20 protein-coding genes are annotated in these 20535 nt (G+C 66.4%); 19 read left to right on the top strand and 1 reads right to left on the bottom strand.

The window, feature by feature from the left end; genetic code table 11:
• Positions 1-43 precede the first annotated feature (43 nt).
• The 6 genes from leuC to asd all read left to right on the top strand — a co-directional run bounded on the left by leuC (position 44) and on the right by asd (position 4914).
• Positions 44-1453: a 3-isopropylmalate dehydratase large subunit gene (gene leuC, locus AP428_RS22430; RefSeq protein WP_006479340.1), complete on the top strand. Its 1410-nt coding sequence runs from the start codon at positions 44-46 to the stop codon at positions 1451-1453.
• Positions 1454-1456: 3 nt separating this feature from the next.
• Positions 1457-1603 carry an entericidin A/B family lipoprotein gene (locus AP428_RS22425; protein WP_011548098.1) on the top strand — a complete coding sequence of 49 codons (147 nt, stop codon included), beginning with the start codon at positions 1457-1459 and terminating at the stop codon, positions 1601-1603.
• Between the two features lie 68 nt (positions 1604-1671).
• A complete protein-coding gene (leuD, locus tag AP428_RS22420; protein ID WP_011548097.1) occupies positions 1672-2322 on the top strand; it encodes a 3-isopropylmalate dehydratase small subunit in 651 nt (216 codons plus the stop codon).
• Between the two features lie 79 nt (positions 2323-2401).
• On the top strand, positions 2402-3469 hold the full coding sequence (gene leuB, locus AP428_RS22415) for a 3-isopropylmalate dehydrogenase (RefSeq protein ID WP_011548096.1): 1068 nt from the start codon (positions 2402-2404) through the stop codon (positions 3467-3469).
• Between the two features lie 119 nt (positions 3470-3588).
• Complete coding sequence (locus AP428_RS22410) at positions 3589-3708, top strand: hypothetical protein (protein WP_006756675.1); 120 nt, start codon at positions 3589-3591, stop codon at positions 3706-3708.
• 84 nt (positions 3709-3792) lie between these two features.
• On the top strand, positions 3793-4914 hold the full coding sequence (gene asd, locus AP428_RS22405; RefSeq protein ID WP_012338485.1) for an aspartate-semialdehyde dehydrogenase: 1122 nt from the start codon (positions 3793-3795) through the stop codon (positions 4912-4914).
• 102 nt (positions 4915-5016) lie between these two features.
• On the opposite strand, the gene flgE is transcribed toward asd, so the two are convergent.
• Entirely contained in the window at positions 5017-6261 is a 1245-nt protein-coding gene (gene flgE / locus AP428_RS22400; RefSeq protein ID WP_011548095.1) for a flagellar hook protein FlgE, read from the bottom strand.
• A gap of 25 nt (positions 6262-6286) precedes the next feature.
• On the opposite strand from flgE, the gene AP428_RS36815 reads away from it, so the two are divergent.
• From AP428_RS36815 to AP428_RS22340, 13 genes are all read left to right on the top strand, one after another.
• Positions 6287-6520, top strand: coding sequence for a hypothetical protein (locus AP428_RS36815; protein ID WP_125381456.1), 234 nt, complete (start codon positions 6287-6289; stop codon positions 6518-6520).
• 552 nt (positions 6521-7072) lie between these two features.
• Positions 7073-9199 carry a FimV/HubP family polar landmark protein gene (locus tag AP428_RS22395; RefSeq protein WP_011548094.1) on the top strand — a complete coding sequence of 709 codons (2127 nt, stop codon included), beginning with the start codon at positions 7073-7075 and terminating at the stop codon, positions 9197-9199.
• Positions 9199-10011 (top strand): tRNA pseudouridine(38-40) synthase TruA, encoded by an 813-nt coding sequence (gene truA / locus AP428_RS22390; RefSeq protein ID WP_011548093.1) that lies wholly within the window; start codon positions 9199-9201, stop codon positions 10009-10011. The genes AP428_RS22395 and truA overlap by 1 nt, the downstream gene beginning before the upstream one ends.
• Positions 10008-10709, top strand: coding sequence for a phosphoribosylanthranilate isomerase (locus AP428_RS22385; protein ID WP_011548092.1), 702 nt, complete (start codon positions 10008-10010; stop codon positions 10707-10709). The genes truA and AP428_RS22385 overlap by 4 nt, the downstream gene beginning before the upstream one ends.
• Positions 10710-10763: 54 nt before the next feature.
• Positions 10764-11957, top strand: a complete 1194-nt coding sequence (trpB, locus tag AP428_RS22380; RefSeq protein WP_011548091.1) for a tryptophan synthase subunit beta — start codon at positions 10764-10766, stop codon at positions 11955-11957.
• Positions 11958-11966: 9 nt separating this feature from the next.
• Positions 11967-12818 carry a site-specific DNA-methyltransferase gene (locus AP428_RS22375; RefSeq protein ID WP_011548090.1) on the top strand — a complete coding sequence of 284 codons (852 nt, stop codon included), beginning with the start codon at positions 11967-11969 and terminating at the stop codon, positions 12816-12818.
• An 88-nt stretch (positions 12819-12906) separates the two neighbouring features.
• A complete protein-coding gene (gene trpA / locus AP428_RS22370; protein ID WP_011548089.1) occupies positions 12907-13722 on the top strand; it encodes a tryptophan synthase subunit alpha in 816 nt (271 codons plus the stop codon).
• Between the two features lie 64 nt (positions 13723-13786).
• On the top strand, positions 13787-14659 hold the full coding sequence (gene accD, locus AP428_RS22365) for an acetyl-CoA carboxylase, carboxyltransferase subunit beta (RefSeq protein WP_006484412.1): 873 nt from the start codon (positions 13787-13789) through the stop codon (positions 14657-14659).
• A gap of 100 nt (positions 14660-14759) precedes the next feature.
• A complete protein-coding gene (gene folC, locus AP428_RS22360; protein ID WP_006479330.1) occupies positions 14760-16070 on the top strand; it encodes a bifunctional tetrahydrofolate synthase/dihydrofolate synthase in 1311 nt (436 codons plus the stop codon).
• 29 nt (positions 16071-16099) lie between these two features.
• Entirely contained in the window at positions 16100-16936 is an 837-nt protein-coding gene (locus AP428_RS22355) for an SPOR domain-containing protein (RefSeq protein ID WP_011548088.1), read from the top strand.
• A 7-nt stretch (positions 16937-16943) separates the two neighbouring features.
• Entirely contained in the window at positions 16944-17438 is a 495-nt protein-coding gene (locus AP428_RS22350; protein ID WP_006479328.1) for a CvpA family protein, read from the top strand.
• Between the two features lie 51 nt (positions 17439-17489).
• Positions 17490-19022 (top strand): amidophosphoribosyltransferase, encoded by a 1533-nt coding sequence (gene purF / locus AP428_RS22345; protein ID WP_006479327.1) that lies wholly within the window; start codon positions 17490-17492, stop codon positions 19020-19022.
• Positions 19023-19282: 260 nt separating this feature from the next.
• Positions 19283-20473 (top strand): O-succinylhomoserine sulfhydrylase, encoded by a 1191-nt coding sequence (locus AP428_RS22340; protein WP_011694679.1) that lies wholly within the window; start codon positions 19283-19285, stop codon positions 20471-20473.
• Positions 20474-20535 lie beyond the last annotated feature (62 nt).

The raw sequence follows: 20535 nt of genomic DNA, 5'->3' as shown, positions 1-20535 counted from the left end.
ACCACATCCGCAAGGCTTGTAGTCACAACGACCCCGCATACCCATGGCACAGACTCTCTACGACAAACTGTGGAACACCCACGTGGTCCACACCGAGGAAGACGGCACGACCCTGCTCTACATCGACCGTCAGCTGCTGCATGAAGTCACGAGCCCGCAGGCATTCGAAGGGCTGAAGATCGCGCAGCGTCCGGTGTGGCGCATCAGCGCGAACCTGGCCGTGTCGGACCACAACGTGCCGACGACGGACCGCAGCCACGGCATCGCCGATCCCGTCTCGAAGCTGCAGGTCGACACGCTCGATTCGAACTGCGACGCATTCGGCATCACCCAATTCAAGATGAACGACGTGCGTCAGGGCATCGTCCACATCATCGGGCCGGAGCAGGGCGCGACGCTGCCGGGCATGACGATCGTGTGCGGCGATTCGCATACGTCGACGCACGGCGCGTTCGGCGCGCTCGCGCACGGCATCGGCACGTCGGAAGTCGAGCACGTGCTCGCGACGCAGACCCTGCTGCAGAAGAAGAGCAAGAACATGCTCGTGAAGGTCGAGGGCGCGCTGCCGCGCGGCTGTACCGCGAAGGACATCGTGCTCGCGATCATCGGCAAGATCGGTACCGCGGGCGGTACGGGCTACGCGATCGAATTCGGCGGCTCGACCATTCGCGCGCTGACGATGGAAGGCCGCATGACCGTCTGCAACATGGCGATCGAGGCCGGCGCGCGCGCAGGCATGGTCGCGGTGGACGACACGACGATCGATTACCTGAAGGGCCGTCCGTTCGTGCCGACCGGCGCGGAATGGGATCAGGCCGTCGAATACTGGCGGCAGTTCAAGTCGGACGACGGCGCGCAGTTCGACCGCGTGGTCGAGCTGAACGCGGCCGAGATCGTTCCGCAGGTCACGTGGGGCACGTCGCCGGAAATGGTCACGTCGATCGACGGTCGCGTGCCCGATCCCGAGCGCGAGAAGGATCCGGTCAAGCGCGACGCGATGGAGCGCGCGCTGGCATACATGGCGCTCGAGCCGAACACGCCGATCGAATCGATCAAGGTCGACAAGATCTTCATCGGCTCGTGCACGAACGCACGGATCGAGGACATCCGCGCGGCCGCGTACGTCGTGAAGAAGCTGAACCGTCGCGTCGCGTCGAACGTGCGGCTCGCGATGGTCGTGCCGGGCTCGGGCCTCGTGAAGGCGCAGGCCGAGCGCGAAGGGCTCGACAAGGTGTTCACCGATGCGGGCTTCGAATGGCGCGAGCCGGGCTGCTCGATGTGCCTCGCGATGAACGCCGACCGGCTCGAGCCGGGCGAGCGCTGCGCGTCGACGTCGAACCGCAACTTCGAAGGCCGGCAGGGCGCGGGCGGTCGCACGCACCTCGTGAGCCCCGCGATGGCGGCGGCCGCGGCGATCGAAGGTCACTTCGTCGACATTCGCCAGCTGGGGTAACACGTGACGGCATCGAAGGTCATCGCGCGGCTGGTTGCCGCGCTGGCGCTGGCGGGGTTGGGCTTCGGCCTGGCCGGCTGCAATACCGTCCGAGGCTTCGGGGAAGACGTCAACGCCGCCGGCAGCGCACTGAAGCGCGCCGCGGAGTGACGTTTCCCGCCGAGAATTTGTCGATGTGCGCCGGCTGAATGCCGGCCCTTCAACCGGATAGACGGATCATGGAAAAATTCACTGTACATACCGGCGTCGTGGCGCCGCTCGATCGCGAGAACGTCGACACCGACGCGATCATCCCGAAGCAGTTCCTGAAGTCGATCAAGCGCACGGGCTTCGGTCCGAACGCATTCGACGAGTGGCGCTATCTCGATCACGGCGAGCCGGGCCAGGACAATTCGAAGCGTCCGCTGAACCCGGACTTCGTGCTGAACCAGCCGCGCTACCAGGGCGCCTCGGTGCTGCTTGCACGCAAGAACTTCGGCTGCGGCAGCTCGCGCGAGCACGCGCCGTGGGCGCTGCAGCAGTACGGCTTCCGCGCGATCATCGCGCCGAGCTTCGCCGACATCTTCTTCAACAACTGCTACAAGAACGGGCTGCTGCCGATCGTGCTGACCGAGCAGCAGGTCGATCACCTGTTCAACGAGACGGTCGCGTTCAACGGCTTTCAACTGACGATCGACCTCGACGCGCAGGTCGTGCGCGCGGGCGACGGCCGCGAGTATCCGTTCGAGATCGCCGCGTTCCGCAAGTACTGCCTGCTGAACGGCTTCGACGACATCGGCCTCACGCTGCGCCACGCGGACAAGATCCGCCAGTTCGAAGCGGAGCGGCTCGTGAAGCAGCCGTGGCTCAACACCAAGCTGGTCGGCTGATCGCGCGTGGCGGGCGGGCGCGCCGTGCGTGCGCTCGCCGGCTTGCCTCCATAACAATCTACTCAGTCAGGAATTTCGCATGAAGATTGCAGTGCTGCCCGGCGACGGCATCGGTCCGGAAATCGTCAATGAAGCGGTGAAGGTGCTGAACGCACTCGACGAGAAGTTCGAACTCGAACAGGCGCCGGTCGGCGGCGCGGGCTACGAGGCGAGCGGCCATCCGCTGCCCGACGCGACGCTGGCGCTCGCGAAGCAGGCCGACGCGATCCTGTTCGGCGCGGTCGGCGACTGGAAGTACGACTCGCTGGAGCGCGCGCTGCGCCCCGAGCAGGCGATTCTCGGGCTGCGCAAGCACCTCGAGCTGTTCGCGAACTTCCGCCCGGCGATCTGCTATCCGCAGCTCGTCGATGCGTCGCCGTTGAAGCCGGAGCTCGTCGCGGGCCTCGACATCCTGATCGTGCGCGAACTGAACGGCGACATCTACTTCGGCCAGCCGCGCGGCGTGCGCGCGGCGCCGGACGGCCCGTTCGCCGGCGAGCGCGAAGGCTTCGACACGATGCGCTATTCGGAGCCGGAAGTGCGCCGCATCGCGCACGTCGCGTTCCAGGCCGCGCAAAAGCGCGCGAAGAAGCTGCTGTCGGTGGACAAGTCGAACGTGCTGGAAACGTCGCAGTTCTGGCGCGACATCATGATCGACGTGTCGAAGGAATACGCGGACGTCGAGCTGTCGCACATGTACGTCGACAACGCGGCGATGCAGCTCGCGAAGGCGCCGAAGCAGTTCGACGTGATCGTCACGGGCAACATGTTCGGCGACATCCTGTCGGATGAAGCGTCGATGCTGACGGGTTCGATCGGCATGCTGCCGTCGGCGTCGCTCGACAAGCACAACAAGGGGCTGTACGAGCCGTCGCACGGTTCGGCGCCGGACATCGCGGGCAAGGGCATCGCGAACCCGCTCGCGACGATCCTGTCGGCCGCGATGCTGCTGCGCTACTCGCTGAATCGCGCGGAGCAGGCCGATCGCATCGAGCGCGCGGTGAAAACGGTGCTCGAACAGGGTTATCGCACGGGCGACATCGCGACGCCGGGCTGCAAGCAGGTCGGCACGGCGGCGATGGGCGACGCGGTGGTCGCCGCGCTGTAAGTGGACGGAAGTGCAGTCCGGTAATTAAGATGAAAAGGGCGCGAACGGGCCGAAAAAATCGGCCGGTTCGCGCACCGTTGGCCGTTGTGCGGGCCAGCGGCTTTGTGTAGACTCGAACGATGGCGCTGATTTCCCTGATCTCCCCGGTCCTGAAACTCCACGGCAACACTGCCCGTGCGGGTGCGCGCGCCATCGTCATCACGAAAACCATTACCACGAAAACGATCATTAAACGCTGATCGCCGTCGTGCCCGCCTGTTTCCCCGCGCGGTCACGCGGGGACGGAAATGGCGGGGAAGCTCCATTCAAGCAAAGGGTTAGTCATGAACGTAGGTCTCGTAGGTTGGCGCGGCATGGTCGGCAGCGTCCTGATGCAGCGCATGCAGGAAGAGGGCGATTTCGACCTGATCGAACCGGTGTTCTTCAGCACCAGCAACACGGGCGGCAAGGCGCCGTCGTTCGCGAAAAACGAGACTACGCTCAAGGACGCGACCAACGTCGACGAGCTGAAGAAGTGCGACGTGATCATCACGTGCCAGGGCGGCGACTACACGAACGACGTGTTCCCGAAGCTGCGCGCGGCCGGCTGGAACGGCTACTGGATCGACGCGGCATCGTCGCTGCGGATGCAGGACGACGCGGTCATCATCCTCGATCCGGTCAACCTCGACGTGATCAAGGACGCGCTGGTCAAGGGCACGAAGAACTTCATCGGCGGCAACTGCACGGTCAGCCTGATGCTGATGGCGCTCGGCGGCCTGTTCCGCGAGAACCTCGTCGACTGGATCACGGCGATGACCTACCAGGCCGCATCGGGCGCGGGCGCGCAGAACATGCGCGAGCTGCTGTCGCAGATGGGCACGCTGAACGGCGCGGTGCAGGAACAGCTCGCCGATCCGGCGTCCGCGATCCTCGACATCGACCGTCGCGTGCTGGCCGCGATGAACAGCGACGCGATGCCGACGAGCCACTTCGGCGTGCCGCTGGCCGGTTCGCTGATTCCGTGGATCGACAAGGATCTCGGCAACGGGATGTCGAAGGAAGAGTGGAAGGGCGGCGCGGAAACCAACAAGATCCTCGGCAAGCCGGCGATGGGCGAGCCGGGTTCGATCCCGGTCGATGGCCTGTGCGTGCGGATCGGCGCGATGCGCTGCCACTCGCAGGCGCTGACGATCAAGCTGAAGAAGGACGTGCCGCTCGACGAGATCAACGGCATCCTCGCATCGGCGAACGACTGGGTGAAGGTCGTGCCGAACGAGCGTGAAGCGTCGATGCGCGACCTGTCGCCGGCGAAGATCACCGGCACGCTGTCGGTGCCGGTCGGCCGCCTGCGCAAGCTCGCGATGGGCGGCGAATACCTGTCGGCGTTCACGGTCGGCGACCAGCTGCTGTGGGGCGCGGCCGAGCCGCTGCGCCGCATGCTGCGCATCCTGCTCGACAAGTAAGCACGCTGGCGGTCCGGCCCGCGGGCCGCGCTGCACGATACGACGCGCCGCGTCGGCCTTGGGATTCAGGGGCGGCGCGGCGCATTTTTCATGGGCGGTCGTTCAGCGCAGGTTCAGCAGCGTCTGGTCGACGGCCTGCTGGGTCTTGATCGTCTGCGCATTCGCCTGGTAATTGCGCTGCGCGGTGATCAGGTTCACGAGCTCGGTCGTCAGGTTGACGTTCGAGTTTTCGAGCGCGCTACCCTGCAGCGTGCCGTGGTTCGTGCTGCCAGGAGCTGAGATCTGCGGCACGCCCGACGCGGCCGTTTCCGCATACTGGTTGCCGCCGATGTTCACGAGCCCGTTCGGGTTGTTGAAGTTCGCCAGCGCGATCAGGCCGAGCACCGCGCTCTGGCCGTTCGAATAGTTGCCGGTCAGCTTGCCGTCGGTGCCGATCGAGAACGTCGTCAGCGTGCCGCTCGCGAATCCGTCCTGCGCGAGATTGTTCACGCCGTCCTTGCCGCCGTACTGCGTCGTGCCGCCGAGGTCGAGCGTCAGGTTCTGCGGATTGGCGCCGCCCGTCGTGTTCGGGATCGAGAACGCGAACTGGCCGAGGCTTGGCGTCGGCTGGCCGGTCGCGGCCGACGTCGTCGAGCTGAGCCGGCCCGATGCATCGAACGTGACGGTGCCGAGATTCGTCGGCGTCTGGCCCTGCACGCCCGCGTAGGCTTGCCACGTGCCGGCCGCGTTCTTCGCGAAGTACATCGTGACCTGTTGCGAGCCGCCGAGCGTGTCGTAGACCTGGATCGACGAATTGTAGTTGTACGTCGTGTTGTCGGTCGCGTTGAACGGCGTCTTGGCCGGCACCTTGTCTTGCGCGTTCAGGTTGAACTGGCCGGTGATCTTGCTCGTCGCGCGCGGTGCGATGTTGCTGGTCGGCGCCTGCAGCGGCACGGTCTGCGCGGTGTTGATCATGCCGCCGGCGCCTGCCGCATAGCCCATCAGGTTGCGGCCTTGCGCGTCGACGATCGCGCCGTTCTTGTCGCGGTGGAACGTGCCGTCGCGCGAGTACGTGGTCACGCCGTTGCTCGACATCTGGAAGAAGCCGTTGCCGTTGATTGCAACGTCGAGCGACGACTTCGTCGAGTTGATCGTCCCCTGGCCGAAATTCTGCTGCACCGACGCGAGCCGCGTGCCGATGCCGATCTGCGTGTTGACCGACGTCGCGACCGAATTCGCGTACATGTCGGCGAAGTTCGCGCGTCCCTGCTTGAAGCCGACCGTGTTTGCGTTCGCGATGTTGTTGCCGATGACGTCGAGATTGCTCGACGCCCCGGCCAACCCGCTCAAACCCTGCTGATAGCCCATGTTCGTCCCCGTAACGAGCTCGTGAGTGAATGCAGTCGTGCGACTGCGCGATGACCCTCCGGTACTTCACGGCATCAGTCCGACCGCGTGCTGCTGTCTTTCCGACATGGGCGGGCGCGAGGTCGAAATGTGCCGATTCCTGTTTGAAGGCGATCGTATCGACGGCGGTTATCAGGTCTGTGTAATTTTGTGTAATGCAATTGAATTGATGCAGAAACGATCGCTTTTGTATGAGCAATGGGTCGTGTGGAAGGGGTGAAAGCCTTGCGGGGCGGGGCTTTGGCGGTGTGAATTTTCATTTTCTCCGATAAGAGCGGGAAATTGCCTTCTTATCGACGAATTGGAATTGATCGGGATGGGATTAATCGCCGGTCGAGATTTGTTTTGATTGTGCGGCTGGTCATTCATTAACGGCGGGCGGGATGGATTGTTGAGGAAACGCTTGCGATTCTGTTGCTCCGGTCCTTCGGAGGATGTCCGCTGAGCGCCACAAGGCCGTGTCATTCGAGTGGGGCGCGAGTCTGCGTGAGGCGGCTTTCGACTGCGGCAAGCAGGTTCATTTTTACGGGTTGGATACATGGACTGCGACACGCGCACCCGCTCGACATGAGCGCCCGCCCGCGCCCGGTGGCACCTGCCGGCGACGAATTCGGCCGGAACCCGATCGCGTGAAGTAAACTACGCGGTTACGACGCACAGACCCGCCGAAAGCGTCGCGTTCCGCGCGACGCTTTTGCATTTCTGCCGCCACTTTATTGACGCTTCCAACCGCGAATCCGAGCCGCGCCCGCGCGCGGCGATAGAGCCAACGATGTCCCGAATTTCCTTGTTTTCGCGTCAGTCCCGCTTGTCGCGCGCCGTGCGTGGCGCGCTGGCGATCCTGGCGCTCGGCGTAGCCGCATCGGCGTGGGCAGTCGGCACCGGCGAATTGCCGGCGTCCGCCGCCGGCGCCGCCGCTCCGCTTACCGTGACGGTCCAGCCGGGCCAGTCGCTGAACGACATCGCGAAAGCGGCCACGCAATCGCATGATCCGGCCGTGCTCGCACGCGCTGGCCGTGCGTTGTTCGATGCCAATCCGCAGGCGTTCATGAAACGCGACGCGAGCCGCCTGAAAGTCGGCGCGACGCTGACCGTGCCCGCGCTCGACGCGACCGGCGCGGCGCTCGTGCCGGCCGGCGCATCCGCTGCCTCCGGTGCGGCGGCTGCTTCCGCGCCCGCCGCCGCATCGGGCGGAGCGGCGCTCGCGCAGCACGGCGCATCCGCGCCGCATCCCGGCTCGGCCGTGCAACCCGCGCCGGTGGCGCCGGCCGTGCACGCGGCTCCGGTGAGCGGGGCGAGCGTCTCGACGGCGACGGCGGCGGGGGCGTTGGCTTCGAGCGGTGCTTCGGCTTCGATCGGCGCGTCGGCCGCATATGGCGCGTCGGCTGTCGAAAGCACGCAGCCGGCGGCGTCCACGGCCGGGGCAAGCGGCCCGCACGTGTGGAGCGGTGCGATCCAGTCGGCGCCGTCGTCCGCGAGCGAGGCTGCGGGGCAGGCGGTGCCGGGTAGCCCGGTTTCCGGCGTGCATGAACCGGCCGGCGCGGCGCCCGCCGTGAGTGCGTCGCAGCCGCGGCCGTCGAGCCTGCAGCAATTGCTGGCGTTGAAGAATCGCGTGCTGATGGAGTTGCAGAAGCACGGCATCGGCAAGCCGGCGACGACGACCGGCGTCGCGCCTGCTCCGGTGCCCGCCACGCCGCGTCCGGCCGTGAATGACGCGGGTGCATCGGCCGCGGCATCGACGGCGGACGAAGCCGCGTCGGGTGTGGCAGCCAGTGCGCCGCAATCGGCATCGGCTTCGGTACAACGGGTCGCGCCTGTCGCGACGCCTGCACGGCGTACCGAACAGATGGACTGGCGCCCGGTCGCCGTGGCCGGCGCTGCCGTGATCGTGCTTGCGGCCGGCTTCGCATGGCGCAAGCGCCGCAAGGGTCGCCGCGCTGACGATGCGGGTACCGTTGCGACCGCGGCCGCAGGGGGCGGTGCCGTGGCTGCGGAAGCCGAAGCCGCGTCGTCTGTCGAACGAGAACTGCCGATCACGCCCGAGATGCCGGTCGCACGCGATGCGGCGTCCGACCTGAACCTCGCCGCGGCGACTGCCGCTGCGGCGGAGACGATCGAGCCGCCCGCAGCGGACACATCGCCTGTGCCCGAAGTGGCGGCACCGCACGACGGGTCGCCCGAATTGCCGGCTGCTCACGCTACGGGGCCGCTTGCGAACGAGGCGACTCCGGCTCCGGTCGAGGCTCCGCACGACGCAGAACCGGCGGAAAAAACCACCGCAGCGGACCAGCCAGCCGACCCGACCGCCGCATCCGCCGCACCTGCGACGACCGAAGCGCAGCACGCGTCGCTGATGCAGAACGCGATCAGCGCGCTCAACAGTCTCGACATGCCGTTGCCGCCGCGGACGGCGGACGAGCCATCGTCGACGGCGGAGGAACCGTCTGCGCGGGCAGTGCAGTCCGATGTCGATAAAATCGCAACTAACGGTCAATCCGCGCAGCACCCGCCAACGGGCGCGAGTGAACCGGCACCGGAACATCCCGCCGACCAGGACGAGGAGTTCGATTGGGACCCGGACGCAGCGACGCCCGCCGGCCAAGCTGGCAGCCCGCCCGTGACGACATCGCTGCCCCCGCTCGGCGGCGCGCAGTTCGGCGCGCTGAAGCTCGACTTCGATCTCGACCTGCCGTCCACGCCGGGCGCCGCGCTGCCCGCGCTCACCGCGGACGAGCTCGCGCGCATCGCCCGCAACAAGCTCGACCTCGCGGCCGAATACGTCGAACTGGGCGACCTGTCCGGCGCGCGGACGCTGCTGCAGGAAGTGATCGACGCGAACGACGCCGCGACTCGCGACGATGCACGCGCGCTGCTCGCGAAACTGGCGGACGAGGCGTGATGCGGATCGCGCTGGGCATCCAGTACGACGGCGCGGCGTTCTGCGGCTGGCAGGCGCAGCCGCACGGCAAGACCGTGCAGGATCGGCTCGAACATGCGCTGGCCGAATTCGCGCGGGTGCCGCTGCACACGACGGTGGCGGGGCGCACCGACACCGGCGTGCACGGGCTCGGACAAGTCGTGCATTTCGACACCGATCTCGAGCGGGAGGTGTTCTCGTGGGTGCGCGGCACCAATGCGTTCCTGCCGTCGACCGTGTCGGTGCAATGGGCGAAGCCGATGCCGGATACGTTCCATGCGCGTTTCTCGGCGTTCGAGCGCACCTACTACTACGCGCTGTACGTGCATCCGGTACGTTCGCCGATGCTGGCCGGGCGCGCCGGCTGGATCCACACGCCGCTCGACGACGACGCGATGCGCGCCGCCGCCGCGCACCTGATCGGCGAGCACGACTTTTCGTCGTTCCGGTCGTCGGAATGCCAGTCGAAGACGCCGGTCAAACACCTGTATCAGATCGATGTGCGGCGCGCGGGGCATTTCATCCATTTCCGCTTCCGCGCGAACGCGTTCCTGCATCACATGGTGCGCAACCTGATGGGCTGCCTCGTCGCGGTCGGGCGCGGCCGCTATCCGGCCGACTGGCTCGCCGACGTGCTGGCCGGGCGTGACCGCAATCTCGCGGCGCCCACGTTTATGGCCGACGGGCTGTACCTCGCCCACGTCGGCTATCCGGCGGAATTCGCCGTCCCGCCCGCGCAGCTCGGCAGCGTACCGTGGAGCAGCGTCTGGGCGGATCTGGACCCACAAACATGACGGAGCACGCCGTGTCTTCTTCGAATTCCGTCGCGGCCGGCCTGGCGCCGCGCACGCGCATCAAGCTGTGCGGGCTGTCGCGTCCCGAGGACGTGCTGCATGCGGCGGCGCTCGGCGCCGATGCGATCGGCCTCGTGTTCTACCCGAAGAGCCCGCGCGCGGTGACGATCGCGCAGGCGGCCGAGCTGGCGAGCCTCGCGCCGCCGTTCGTCTCGGTGGTCGGGCTGTTCGTGAATGCGACCGAAGCCGACATCGAAGCCGTCGTGCGCGACGTGCCACTGACGGTGCTGCAGTTCCATGGCGACGAGACGCCGGCGCAGTGCGACGCGCTCGGCCGCGCGGCACGGCTGCCGTGGTTGCGCGCGGTGCGCGTCGGCCCCTCGACGCAGCGTGCCGATTTGGTAGAATCGGCTCTTCATTATTCGAAAGCGCGCGGCCTCCTGTTCGACACTTTGGTGCCGGATTACGGCGGTAGCGGCAAGGTCTTCGATTGGTCTCTTATTCCCGCAGAGCTCGCGCGTCGGGCCGTTTTGAGTGGTGGCTTGAACGCGCAAAACGTCGGTGATGCGATCCGCCAGTTGCGTCCGTTTGCTGTCGATGTCTCGAGTGGCATCGAAGTGGAGGGCGCGAAGGGCGTGAAGGATCACGCCCGGATGGCGGCGTTCGTACGCGCGGTGCGCGCAGCGGACGCCGGGTGATGCAAGCCGGTGCGACCCCCAAAGCGGGCACACCGACCGATCGAGAGAGACACCATGTACAACCTTCCTGATGATCGCGGCCATTTCGGCCCGTATGGCGGCGTGTTCGTCGCCGAGACGCTGATTCACGCGCTGGACGAACTGCGCGCGGCGTATGAAAAGTTCCAGAACGATCCCGACTTCGTCGCCGAATTCGAGCGCGAGCTGAAGTATTTCGTCGGCCGCCCGTCGCCGATCTATCACGCGCAGCGCTGGAGCGAGATGCTCGGCGGCGCGCAGATCTACCTGAAGCGCGAAGACCTGAACCACACGGGTGCGCACAAGATCAACAACGTGATCGGCCAGGCGCTGCTCGCGAAGCGCATGGGCAAGAAGCGCGTGATCGCGGAAACGGGCGCCGGCCAGCACGGCGTCGCGACCGCGACGATCTGCGCGCGCTTCGGGATGGAGTGCGTCGTCTACATGGGCTCGGAGGACGTGCGCCGGCAGGCCGCGAACGTCTACCGGATGAAGCTGCTGGGCGCGACCGTCGTGCCGGTCGAATCGGGTTCGCGCACGCTGAAGGACGCGCTGAACGAAGCGATGCGCGACTGGGTCACGAATATCGAAAGCACGTTCTACATCATCGGCACGGTCGCGGGCCCGCACCCGTACCCGATGATGGTGCGCGACTTCCAGCGCGTGATCGGTGACGAGTGCAAGGTGCAGATGCCCGAGCTCGCCGGCCGCCAGCCGGACGCGGTGATCGCGTGCGTCGGCGGCGGGTCGAACGCGATGGGCATCTTCTATCCGTACATCGACGATACCTCGGTGCAACTGATCGGCGTCGAAGCGGCCGGCGACGGCCTCGACACGGGCCATCACGCTGCCTCGCTGATCGCCGGCAGCCCCGGCGTGCTGCACGGCAACCGCACGTACCTGCTGCAGGACGACAACGGCCAGATCATCGAGACGCATTCGGTGTCGGCGGGCCTCGATTATCCGGGCGTCGGTCCCGAGCACGCATGGCTGAAGGACAGCGGCCGCGCGCAGTACGTGCCGATCACCGACGCGGAAGCGTTGAAGGCGTTTCACGACTGCTGCCGGATCGAGGGGATCATTCCCGCGCTCGAGTCGAGCCACGCGATCGCGTACGGCGTGAAGCTCGCGCCGACGTTGCCGAAGGACAAGCTCCTGCTCGTCAACCTGTCGGGCCGCGGCGACAAGGACATGCACACGGTCGCCGAGCGATCGGGCATCGAGCTCTGACCCCGACCGATGCGTGACCTGATCGAAGAGCCGGGCGGCGGCGCCGCGAGCGAGGCGGAGGCGGTTCAGCCCGCCGCTGCCGCGCCGCGCGCGCTGCCGTCCGGTATCGAACTGCACAACCGCGACTTCCTGACCCATGCCGCGTATTTGCCGGATGCGTCGATCGACCTGATCGTCGCCGATCCGCCGTACGGGCTCGGCAAGGACTACGGCAACGATTCGGACAAGCGTTCGGGCGACGATTTCCTCGCGTGGACGCGCGGGTGGCTCGAGCTCGCGATTCCGAAGCTGAAGCCGAGCGGGTCGATGTACATCTTCTGCACATGGCAGTACGCGCCGGAAATCTTCAGTTTCCTGAAGACGCAGCTCACGATGGTCAACGAGATCATCTGGGACCGGCGCGTGCCGAGCATGGGCGGCACGACGCGCCGTTTCACGTCGGTGCACGACAACATCGGCTTTTTCGCGGTTTCGAAGGCGTATTACTTCGATCTCGATCCGGTCCGCATCCCGTACGACGCCGACACGAAGAAGGCCCGCTCGCGCAAGCTGTTCGAAGGCAGCAAGTGGCTGGAGATGGGCTACAACCCGAAGGACGTCTGGTCGGTCTCACGCCTGCACCGGCAGCACGCGGAGCGCGTCGATCACCCGACCCAGAAGCCGCTGGAAATCATCGAGCGGATGGTGCTCGCCAGCTGCCCGCCGGGCGGCCGCGTGCTCGATCCGTTCATGGGCAGCGGCACGACCGCGGTGGCCTGCGCACGGCAGGGGCGCGACTTCGTCGGCTACGAGATCAACGAAAGCTATTGTGCGATCGCGCACGAGCGCGTGAGCGCGCTCGCCGCGCCGGCGTGCGCGTGAATCGCGCCGCCGCATCGCCGAATGCTGCTTTGCATGGGACCGGAGTAAGCGCTAAAGCGCTAACTCCGGTCGACATAGGAAAATTATCATGAATCGTATTAAGCAGACCTTCGCCGCGCTCGCCGAACAAGGCCGTAAGGGCCTGATCCCGTTCATCACGGCCGGCGACCCTGATCCCGCGAAAACCGTCGAATTCATGCACGCGCTCGCCGCCGGCGGCGCGGACGTGATCGAACTCGGCGTGCCGTTCTCGGACCCGATGGCCGACGGCCCCGTGATCCAGCGCTCGTCGGAACGCGCGCTCGCGCGCGGCGTCACGTTGAAGAGCGTGCTCGCCGACGTGAAGCGTTTTCGCGAAACCGACCCCAAAACCCCCGTCGTGCTGATGGGCTATGCGAACCCGATCGAACGGATGGGCGTCGACGCATTCGCGGCCGAAGCCCACGCGGCCGGCGTCGACGGCGTGCTGGTGGTCGACTATCCGCCGGAAGAGGCGGGCGTATTCGCCGAGAAAATGCGTGCCGCGCAGATCGATCCGATCTTCCTGCTCGCGCCCACGTCGACCGACGAACGCATCGCCGACGTCGGCAAGATCGCGAGCGGCTACGTGTATTACGTGTCGCTCAAGGGCGTGACCGGCGCGGGAAATCTGGATGTTTCGAGCATTGCAGGTAAAATCCCGGCCATCAAGTCGCGCGTGCCGGTTCCGGTGGGCGTCGGCTTCGGTATCCGCGACGCCGAAACGGCGCGCGCGGTGGCCGAAGTGTCGGACGCCGTCGTGATCGGCAGCCGCCTCGTGCAGCTGCTCGAGAGCGCCGCGCCGGAAGGTGCCGCCGCCGCGTTGAAGACTTTCATCGCCGAGCTGCGTGCTGCGCTGGACGGTGCGGGCAACACGGCGCGATAAACACAACACAGGAAGCGGGAACGGGCCGGTTGGCCCGCCCCGCCACGGAACAGGAAACCATACGATGAGCTGGCTCGACAAACTGTTGCCGCCGAAGATCAAGCAGACCGACCCGAAAAGCCGCAAGGGCATTCCGGAAGGCCTGTGGGTCAAGTGCCCGTCCTGCGAGGCCGTTCTCTATCGCAACGACGTGGACGCGAACCTGCACGTGTGCCCGAAGTGCGATCACCACATGCGTATCGGCGCGCGCGAGCGCCTCGACGGGCTGCTCGATCCGGAAGGCCGCTATGAAATCGGCCAGGAAATCGTGCCGGTCGACACGCTGAAGTTCAAGGACAGCCGCAAGTACCCCGATCGTCTGAAGGAAGCGATGGACGAAACCGGCGAGACCGACGCGATGGTCGTGATGGGCGGGGCGATTCACACGCTGCCCGTCGTCGCGGCCTGCTTCGAGTTCTCGTTCATGGGCGGCTCGATGGGTTCGGTCGTCGGCGAACGCTTCGCGCGCGGTGCGCAGAACGCGCTGGAACAGCACGTACCGTTCATCTGCTTCACCGCATCGGGCGGCGCGCGGATGCAGGAAAGCCTGCTGTCGCTGATGCAGATGGCCAAGACCACCGCGATGCTGACCAAGCTGGCCGAAGCCAAGCTGCCGTTCATCTCGGTGCTGACCGACCCGACGATGGGCGGCGTGTCGGCGAGCTTCGCGTTCCTCGGCGACGTCGTGATCGCCGAGCCGAAGGCGCTGATCGGCTTCGCCGGCCCGCGCGTGATCGAGCAGACGGTCCGCGAGAAGCTGCCGGAAGGCTTCCAGCGCGCCGAATTCCTGCTGAAGACGGGCGCGATCGACATGATCGTCGACCGTCGCAAGATGCGCGACGAGATCGCGCAGTTGCTCGCACTGCTGCAGCGACAGCCGGCCGACGCGCTGGCTTGACCGGCGCAAGGTTGTGACGCTGCGCGTCGCCTGGCTTCAACGTCAGGCGGCGCGCTTCGTTTTTTTGGCGTAGTGGCGGTACCGATCCAGATTTGATCCGATGAGCACTTTTCCCACTCTCGACGCGTGGCTTTCGCATCTCGAACGCGCGCACCCGGTCGGCATCGACATGGGCCTGACCCGCATCGGGCAGGTCAAGGCGGCGCTGCAGCTCGAATTCGCGTGCCCGGTGATCACCGTCGGCGGCACGAACGGCAAGGGTTCGACCTGCGCATTCCTCGAGACGATCCTCGTGCGCGCGGGCTACAAGGTCGGCTGCCACACGTCGCCGCACCTGCTCGAATTCAACGAGCGCGCACGCGTGAACGGGCAGAACGTGACCGACGACGAGCTGCTGCCGCATTTCGAGGCCGTCGAAGCCGCGCGCACGTCGCTGGCCGAACCTGTATCGCTCACGTATTTCGAATTCACGACGCTCGCGATCCTGCATCTGTTCGCGTCGCGCGGGCTCGACGCGGTGATCCTCGAAGTCGGCCTCGGCGGCCGGCTGGACGCGGTCAACATCATCGACACCGATTGCGCGATCGTCACGAGCATCGACATCGACCACACCGAATACCTCGGCGACACGCGCGAGAAGATCGCGTTCGAGAAGGCCGGGATCTTCCGCGCGGGCAAGCCGGCGATCTGCGGCGATCCGGCCGCGCCGCAGACGCTGATCGACCACGCCGAAGCGATCGGCGCCGACCTGTGGCTGGTCGGCCGCGATTTCCGCTACGAGGCGCAGGCGGGCGCCGAGCGTCAGCAATGGAGCTATCTCGGCCGCGAGAAGCGCTATCCGGCGCTCGCGTATCCGGCGCTGCGCGGCGCGAACCAGCTGATCAATGCGTCGGCCGCGCTCGCCGCGCTCGAGGCGCTGCGCCCGGTGCTGCCGGTGTCCGCGCAGGATATCCGGCTCGGACTGGCCAACGTCGAACTGCCGGGGCGCTTCCAGGTGCTGCCCGGCAAGCCGGCGATCGTGCTCGACGTCGCGCACAACCCGCATGCGTCGGCCGTGCTCGAGCAGAACCTCGGCAACATGGGCTTCTTCCCGTACACGTACGCGGTGTTCGGCGCGATGCACGACAAGGACATCGACGGCGTGCTGCAGCACCTGAAGGGCGAGATCGACCACTGGTGCGTGACCGACCTGCCGCTGCCGCGCGCGGCCTCCGCGGAGCAGCTCGAAGCCGCGCTGCGCAAGGCCGGCGTGGAGGAGGGGCCCGATTCGAGCGTGACGCGGTACGCGTCGCCCGCGGAAGCGTTTCGCGATGCGCTAAAAAGAGCATCCGAGAATGATAGAATCGTGGTTTTCGGCAGTTTCCATACGGTTGCCGGCGTGCTGGCCTACCGTAAATCGCAGCAACACTGACTGACGGGCAGTTTCGGACTCAGCCATTCATGGGAATTTTCTCGTTCGGCAAGAAAGACGACGACGCGCCCCCGCGGCGCGGCGGTCGCACCGGGGCCTCCCGGAACGTGCGCACGGAGCGCACTGAACGCGTCGAGCGCCGCTCGCGCCGCACCGAGCGTCCGGAATCGGATGCACTGCTCCTCGATCCGACCCTTCCAGAAAAGCAACGCGCGCGCCGTCGCCTTGTCGGCGCGATCGCGCTCGTCGTGGCCGCGGTAATCGTGCTGCCGATGGTGCTCGATTCGCACCCGAAGCCGGTCACGGACGACATCGCGATCGACATCCCGAACCGCCCCGCGCACCAGGCGGTCGCGCCGCGCGACGACGATGTGTCCGACGTGCAGGCGGGTGTCGCGCACGACGAACCGCCGGCCTCCGACACGGCCGTTGCGGCCGCACCGGCGCCCGCGCCTAAGGATGCCGCGAAGCCGGCCGCGAAACCCGATACGACCACCACCGCGAGCGTGACGCCGCCGAAGCCCGCGCCGAAGCCGGCTGCGCCCGCCGCGAAACCGGCCGCGCCGAAGCCTGCGCCCGCAACGGTCGCGAATGACGGCGCCGCGAGCCCGGATAGCAGCGACGCATCGTCGCCGGCATCGCCGGCCGGTGCGCGCTTCGCGGTGCAGCTCGGCTCGTTCAAGGACGACGCGACGGCCCGTTCGTGGGCGACCAAGTTGAAATCGGCGGGTGTGCCCGCATATGTCGAGCATCGCAAGCAGGCAGACGGCAGCACGGCTACACTGTTGCGGGCCGGCCCGTTCGCGGATCGTTCGGCGGCTTCCGCCGCGATCGCGAAGGTGCGCGAAGCCGGTCTGACGCAGTAATGCCACGATGCTGACGGCTTTCGACTACGCTGTATTGGCGGTGATCGTGTTGTCGGCGCTGCGCGGCGCGTGGCGCGGCTTCGTGTCCGAGATTTTCGGGCTGATCGGCTGGATCGCGGCGATCGTGATCGCGAGCCGCTACGTCGGGCTGGTCGTGCCGTACATTCCGGCGAACTGGCCGGGCGGCGCGCTGACGCAGTGGGTGATCGCCTTCGCGTTGCTCGTGATCGGCGTCGTGCTGGTCGCCGGCGTGGCGAACGCGCTGCTGTCGCGGATCGCGCAGGCGAGCGGCCTGGGCGGCGTCGACCGCTCGCTGGGCATGATGTTCGGGCTCGTCCGCGGCTGCGTGCTGGTGGTGCTGCTGGTCGCGGCGGCCGGGCTGACCGAACTGCCCAAACAGGATTTCTGGCGCAATGCGCTCTTGCGTCCTTTTGCCGAACAGGGCGTGCACGAGCTGAAGCAGCTCTTGCCCGACGGCATGGCCCAGTACGTACGCGTGTGACGACGCGGCCGGGCAGGACGGAACCGATTTTGTCATTCTGAAGGACATGCCATGTGCGGCATCGTAGGCGTTATCTCCCAATCCCCGGTCAATCAGCTGATCTATGACAGCCTGCTGCTGCTGCAGCATCGCGGTCAGGACGCGGCGGGCATTGCGACGGCGGACGGCAGCAATTTCCACATGTACAAGGCGAACGGCATGGTGCGCGACGTGTTCCGCACGCGCAACATGCGCAGCCTGCCCGGCACCTACGGCATCGGCCAGGTGCGCTACCCGACGGCCGGCTCGGCGTCGAGCGAGGCCGAGGCGCAGCCGTTCTACGTGAACGCGCCGTTCGGGATCATCCTCGCGCACAACGGCAACCTGACGAACTGGCAGCAACTGAAGGACGAGATGTTCCGGATCGACCGCCGGCACATCAACACCAATTCCGACAGCGAAGTGCTGCTCAACGTGTTCGCGCACGAGCTGCAACTGTCGACCACGGGCCTCGAGCTCGATCCGGCGTCGGTATTCAAGGCGGTCTCGGGCGTGCATCGCCGCCTGCAGGGTTCGTACGCGATCGTGTCGCTGATCGCCGGCTACGGCCTGCTCGCGTTCCGCGATCCGTTCGGCATCCGTCCGCTGTGCATCGGCAAGCTCGAGACCGAGCACGGCACCGAGTGGATGGTCGCATCGGAGTCGGTGGCGGTCGAAGGCATCGGTTTCGAATTCGTGCGCGACCTGGAGCCGGGCGAAGCGATCTTCATCGACAAGGCCGGCAATTTTCACAGCCAGCAGTGCGCGGAGAACCCGACGCTGAATCCGTGCATGTTCGAATACGTGTATCTGGCCCGTCCGGATTCGTGCCTCGACGGCGTGCCGGTCTACAACGTGCGCCTGCGCATGGGCGACTATCTCGCCGAAAAGATCAAGCGCGAACTGCCGAACGTGCCGATCGACGTCGTGATGCCGATTCCCGATTCGTCGCGCCCGGCGGCGATGCAGGTCGCCGCGAAGCTCGGCGTCGAGTATCGCGAAGGCTTCTTCAAGAACCGCTACGTCGGCCGGACCTTCATCATGCCGGGGCAGGCCGTGCGCAAGAAGTCGGTGCGCCAGAAGCTCAATGCGATGAGCATCGAGTTCAAGGACAAGCACGTGCTGATCGTCGACGATTCGATCGTGCGTGGCACGACCTCGCACGAAATCGTGCAGATGGCGCGCGATGCGGGTGCGAAGTCGGTGATCTTCGCGTCGGCGGCGCCGCCCGTGAAGTTCCCGAACGTGTACGGCATCGACATGCCGACGCGTGGCGAACTCGTCGCGCACGGCCGCACCGACGAAGAAGTCGCGAAGATCATCGGCGCCGACCACCTGATCTATCAGGACGTCGACGATCTGCGCCGCGCGGTGCGCGACATCAACCCGAAGCTCGAGCACTTCGAGGCGTCGTGTTTCGACGGCAACTACATCACCGGCGCGGTGACGCCCGAGTACCTCGATGCGATCGAGCGCGCGCGCCTCGCGCCGGCGTCGCAGGCCGATCGCGATACGGCCGGCGATACCGAGCGTTCGCAGATGAACCTGCAACTGTCGGTCGAGTAACGCCGGCGCACGCTTTTATCGAGGCGTGATAGGATGTGGCCTTGCGTCGATTTGATATCAGCTTGCGGACGCGGGGCAACTTCCCAAAACAGCTAAAGCGAAGGCCGGCGGCAGCCGGCCCGAGTCGATCGCTGTCGTACCGCACCGAAGCCCGCTGATGCCGACGCATAGCGGGCTTTTTGTTTTTTGGCCTCGGTTTTGACCGGGTCCGCGCTTCATGAACGACCGTCGGCGCGGCCCTCGAATACGGAAAACGGAACATGGACGACTCCCTCAACTTCGACACGCTTGCCGTGCGCGCGGGCACGCTGCGCAGCGACTTCAACGAGCATTCGGAAGCGCTGTTCCTCACGTCGAGCTTCTGCTTCTCGAGCGCGGCCGACGCGGCCGAGCGCTTCGCGAATTCGGAAGACTATTTCACCTATTCGCGCTTCACGAATCCGACCGTCACCATGTTCCAGGAGCGTCTCGCGGCGCTCGAGGGCGGCGAGGCGTGCATCGCGACGGCGTCGGGCATGGCCGCGATCATGTCGGTCGTGATGTCCGCGCTGCAGGCAGGAGACCACCTCGTCAGCTCGCGCAGCCTGTTCGGCTCGACGCTCGGGATGTTCTCGCAGATCTTCAGCAAGTTCGGGATCACGACGACCTTCGTCGACCCGACCGACCTGAACGCGTGGCAGGAAGCGGTGCGGCCGGAAACGAAGATGTTCTTCCTCGAGACGCCGTCGAACCCGCTGACCGAGCTCGCCGACATCGAGGCCATCGGCAAGATCGCGAAGGCGGCGAACGCGCTGTTCGTCGTCGACAACTGTTTCTGCAGCCCGGTACTGCAGCAGCCACTGAAGCTCGGCGCGGATGTCGTGATGCACTCCGCAACGAAATTCCTCGACGGGCAGGGCCGCGTGCTCGGCGGCGCACTGGTCGGCTCGAAGGAATTCATCATGGGCAAGGTGTTCCCGTTCGTGCGCAGCGCGGGCCCGACGCTGTCGGCGTTCAACGCGTGGGTGCTGCTGAAGGGGATGGAGACGCTGTCGCTGCGCGTCGAGAAGCAGTCGGCGAACGCGCTGGAGATCGCGCGCTGGCTCGACTCGCATCCGGCGGTGGCGCGCGTGTTCTATCCGGGGCTCGAATCGCATCCGCAGCATGAACTCGCGAAGCGTCAGCAGAAGGCGGGCGGTGCGATCGTGTCGTTCGAGCTGAAGGGCGACACGCCCGAGCAGCAGCGCGCGAACGCATGGCGCGTGATCGACGGCACGAAGCTGGTGTCGATCACCGGCAACCTCGGCGACACGCGTACGACGATCACGCATCCGGCCACCACGACGCACGGCCGGATTACGCCGGAAGCGCGTGCGGCGGCGGGGATCACCGAAGGGTTGATCCGCCTCGCGGTCGGCCTGGAGCATGCGGGCGACATTCGCAACGATCTGGCGCGTGGTCTGGACGGCTGAGCGAGATAGCACTTTTTGGCTGGGCATCAATGAAAACGGGCCGCTCGAAAGAGCGGCCCGTT

Origin of the sequence: Burkholderia sp. E168m22 (assembly GCF_001319805.1) — a bacterium.
Lineage (GTDB): Bacteria > Pseudomonadota > Gammaproteobacteria > Burkholderiales > Burkholderiaceae > Burkholderia > Burkholderia orbicola.
This window is presented reverse-complemented; position numbering and strand designations above follow the sequence as displayed.

Bases quoted from the DNA above. Each gene is read 5' to 3' on its own strand.
- AP428_RS22410 (WP_006756675.1), top strand. From the start codon at position 3,589: ATGGCGCTGATTTCCCTGATCTCCCCGGTCCTGAAACTCCACGGCAAC.
- folC (WP_006479330.1), top strand. From the start codon at position 14,760: ATGAGCACTTTTCCCACTCTCGACGCGTGGCTTTCGCATCTCGAACGC.
- purF (WP_006479327.1), top strand. From the start codon at position 17,490: ATGTGCGGCATCGTAGGCGTTATCTCCCAATCCCCGGTCAATCAGCTG.
- AP428_RS22385 (WP_011548092.1), top strand. From the start codon at position 10,008: ATGACGGAGCACGCCGTGTCTTCTTCGAATTCCGTCGCGGCCGGCCTG.
- AP428_RS22340 (WP_011694679.1), top strand. From the start codon at position 19,283: ATGGACGACTCCCTCAACTTCGACACGCTTGCCGTGCGCGCGGGCACG.
- AP428_RS22350 (WP_006479328.1), top strand. From the start codon at position 16,944: ATGCTGACGGCTTTCGACTACGCTGTATTGGCGGTGATCGTGTTGTCG.
- flgE (WP_011548095.1), bottom strand. From the start codon at position 6,261: ATGGGCTATCAGCAGGGTTTGAGCGGGTTGGCCGGGGCGTCGAGCAAT.
- leuB (WP_011548096.1), top strand. From the start codon at position 2,402: ATGAAGATTGCAGTGCTGCCCGGCGACGGCATCGGTCCGGAAATCGTC.
- AP428_RS22395 (WP_011548094.1), top strand. From the start codon at position 7,073: ATGTCCCGAATTTCCTTGTTTTCGCGTCAGTCCCGCTTGTCGCGCGCC.
- leuD (WP_011548097.1), top strand. From the start codon at position 1,672: ATGGAAAAATTCACTGTACATACCGGCGTCGTGGCGCCGCTCGATCGC.
- asd (WP_012338485.1), top strand. From the start codon at position 3,793: ATGAACGTAGGTCTCGTAGGTTGGCGCGGCATGGTCGGCAGCGTCCTG.
- leuC (WP_006479340.1), top strand. From the start codon at position 44: ATGGCACAGACTCTCTACGACAAACTGTGGAACACCCACGTGGTCCAC.
- accD (WP_006484412.1), top strand. From the start codon at position 13,787: ATGAGCTGGCTCGACAAACTGTTGCCGCCGAAGATCAAGCAGACCGAC.
- trpA (WP_011548089.1), top strand. From the start codon at position 12,907: ATGAATCGTATTAAGCAGACCTTCGCCGCGCTCGCCGAACAAGGCCGT.
- AP428_RS22375 (WP_011548090.1), top strand. From the start codon at position 11,967: ATGCGTGACCTGATCGAAGAGCCGGGCGGCGGCGCCGCGAGCGAGGCG.
- trpB (WP_011548091.1), top strand. From the start codon at position 10,764: ATGTACAACCTTCCTGATGATCGCGGCCATTTCGGCCCGTATGGCGGC.
- AP428_RS22355 (WP_011548088.1), top strand. From the start codon at position 16,100: ATGGGAATTTTCTCGTTCGGCAAGAAAGACGACGACGCGCCCCCGCGG.
- truA (WP_011548093.1), top strand. From the start codon at position 9,199: ATGCGGATCGCGCTGGGCATCCAGTACGACGGCGCGGCGTTCTGCGGC.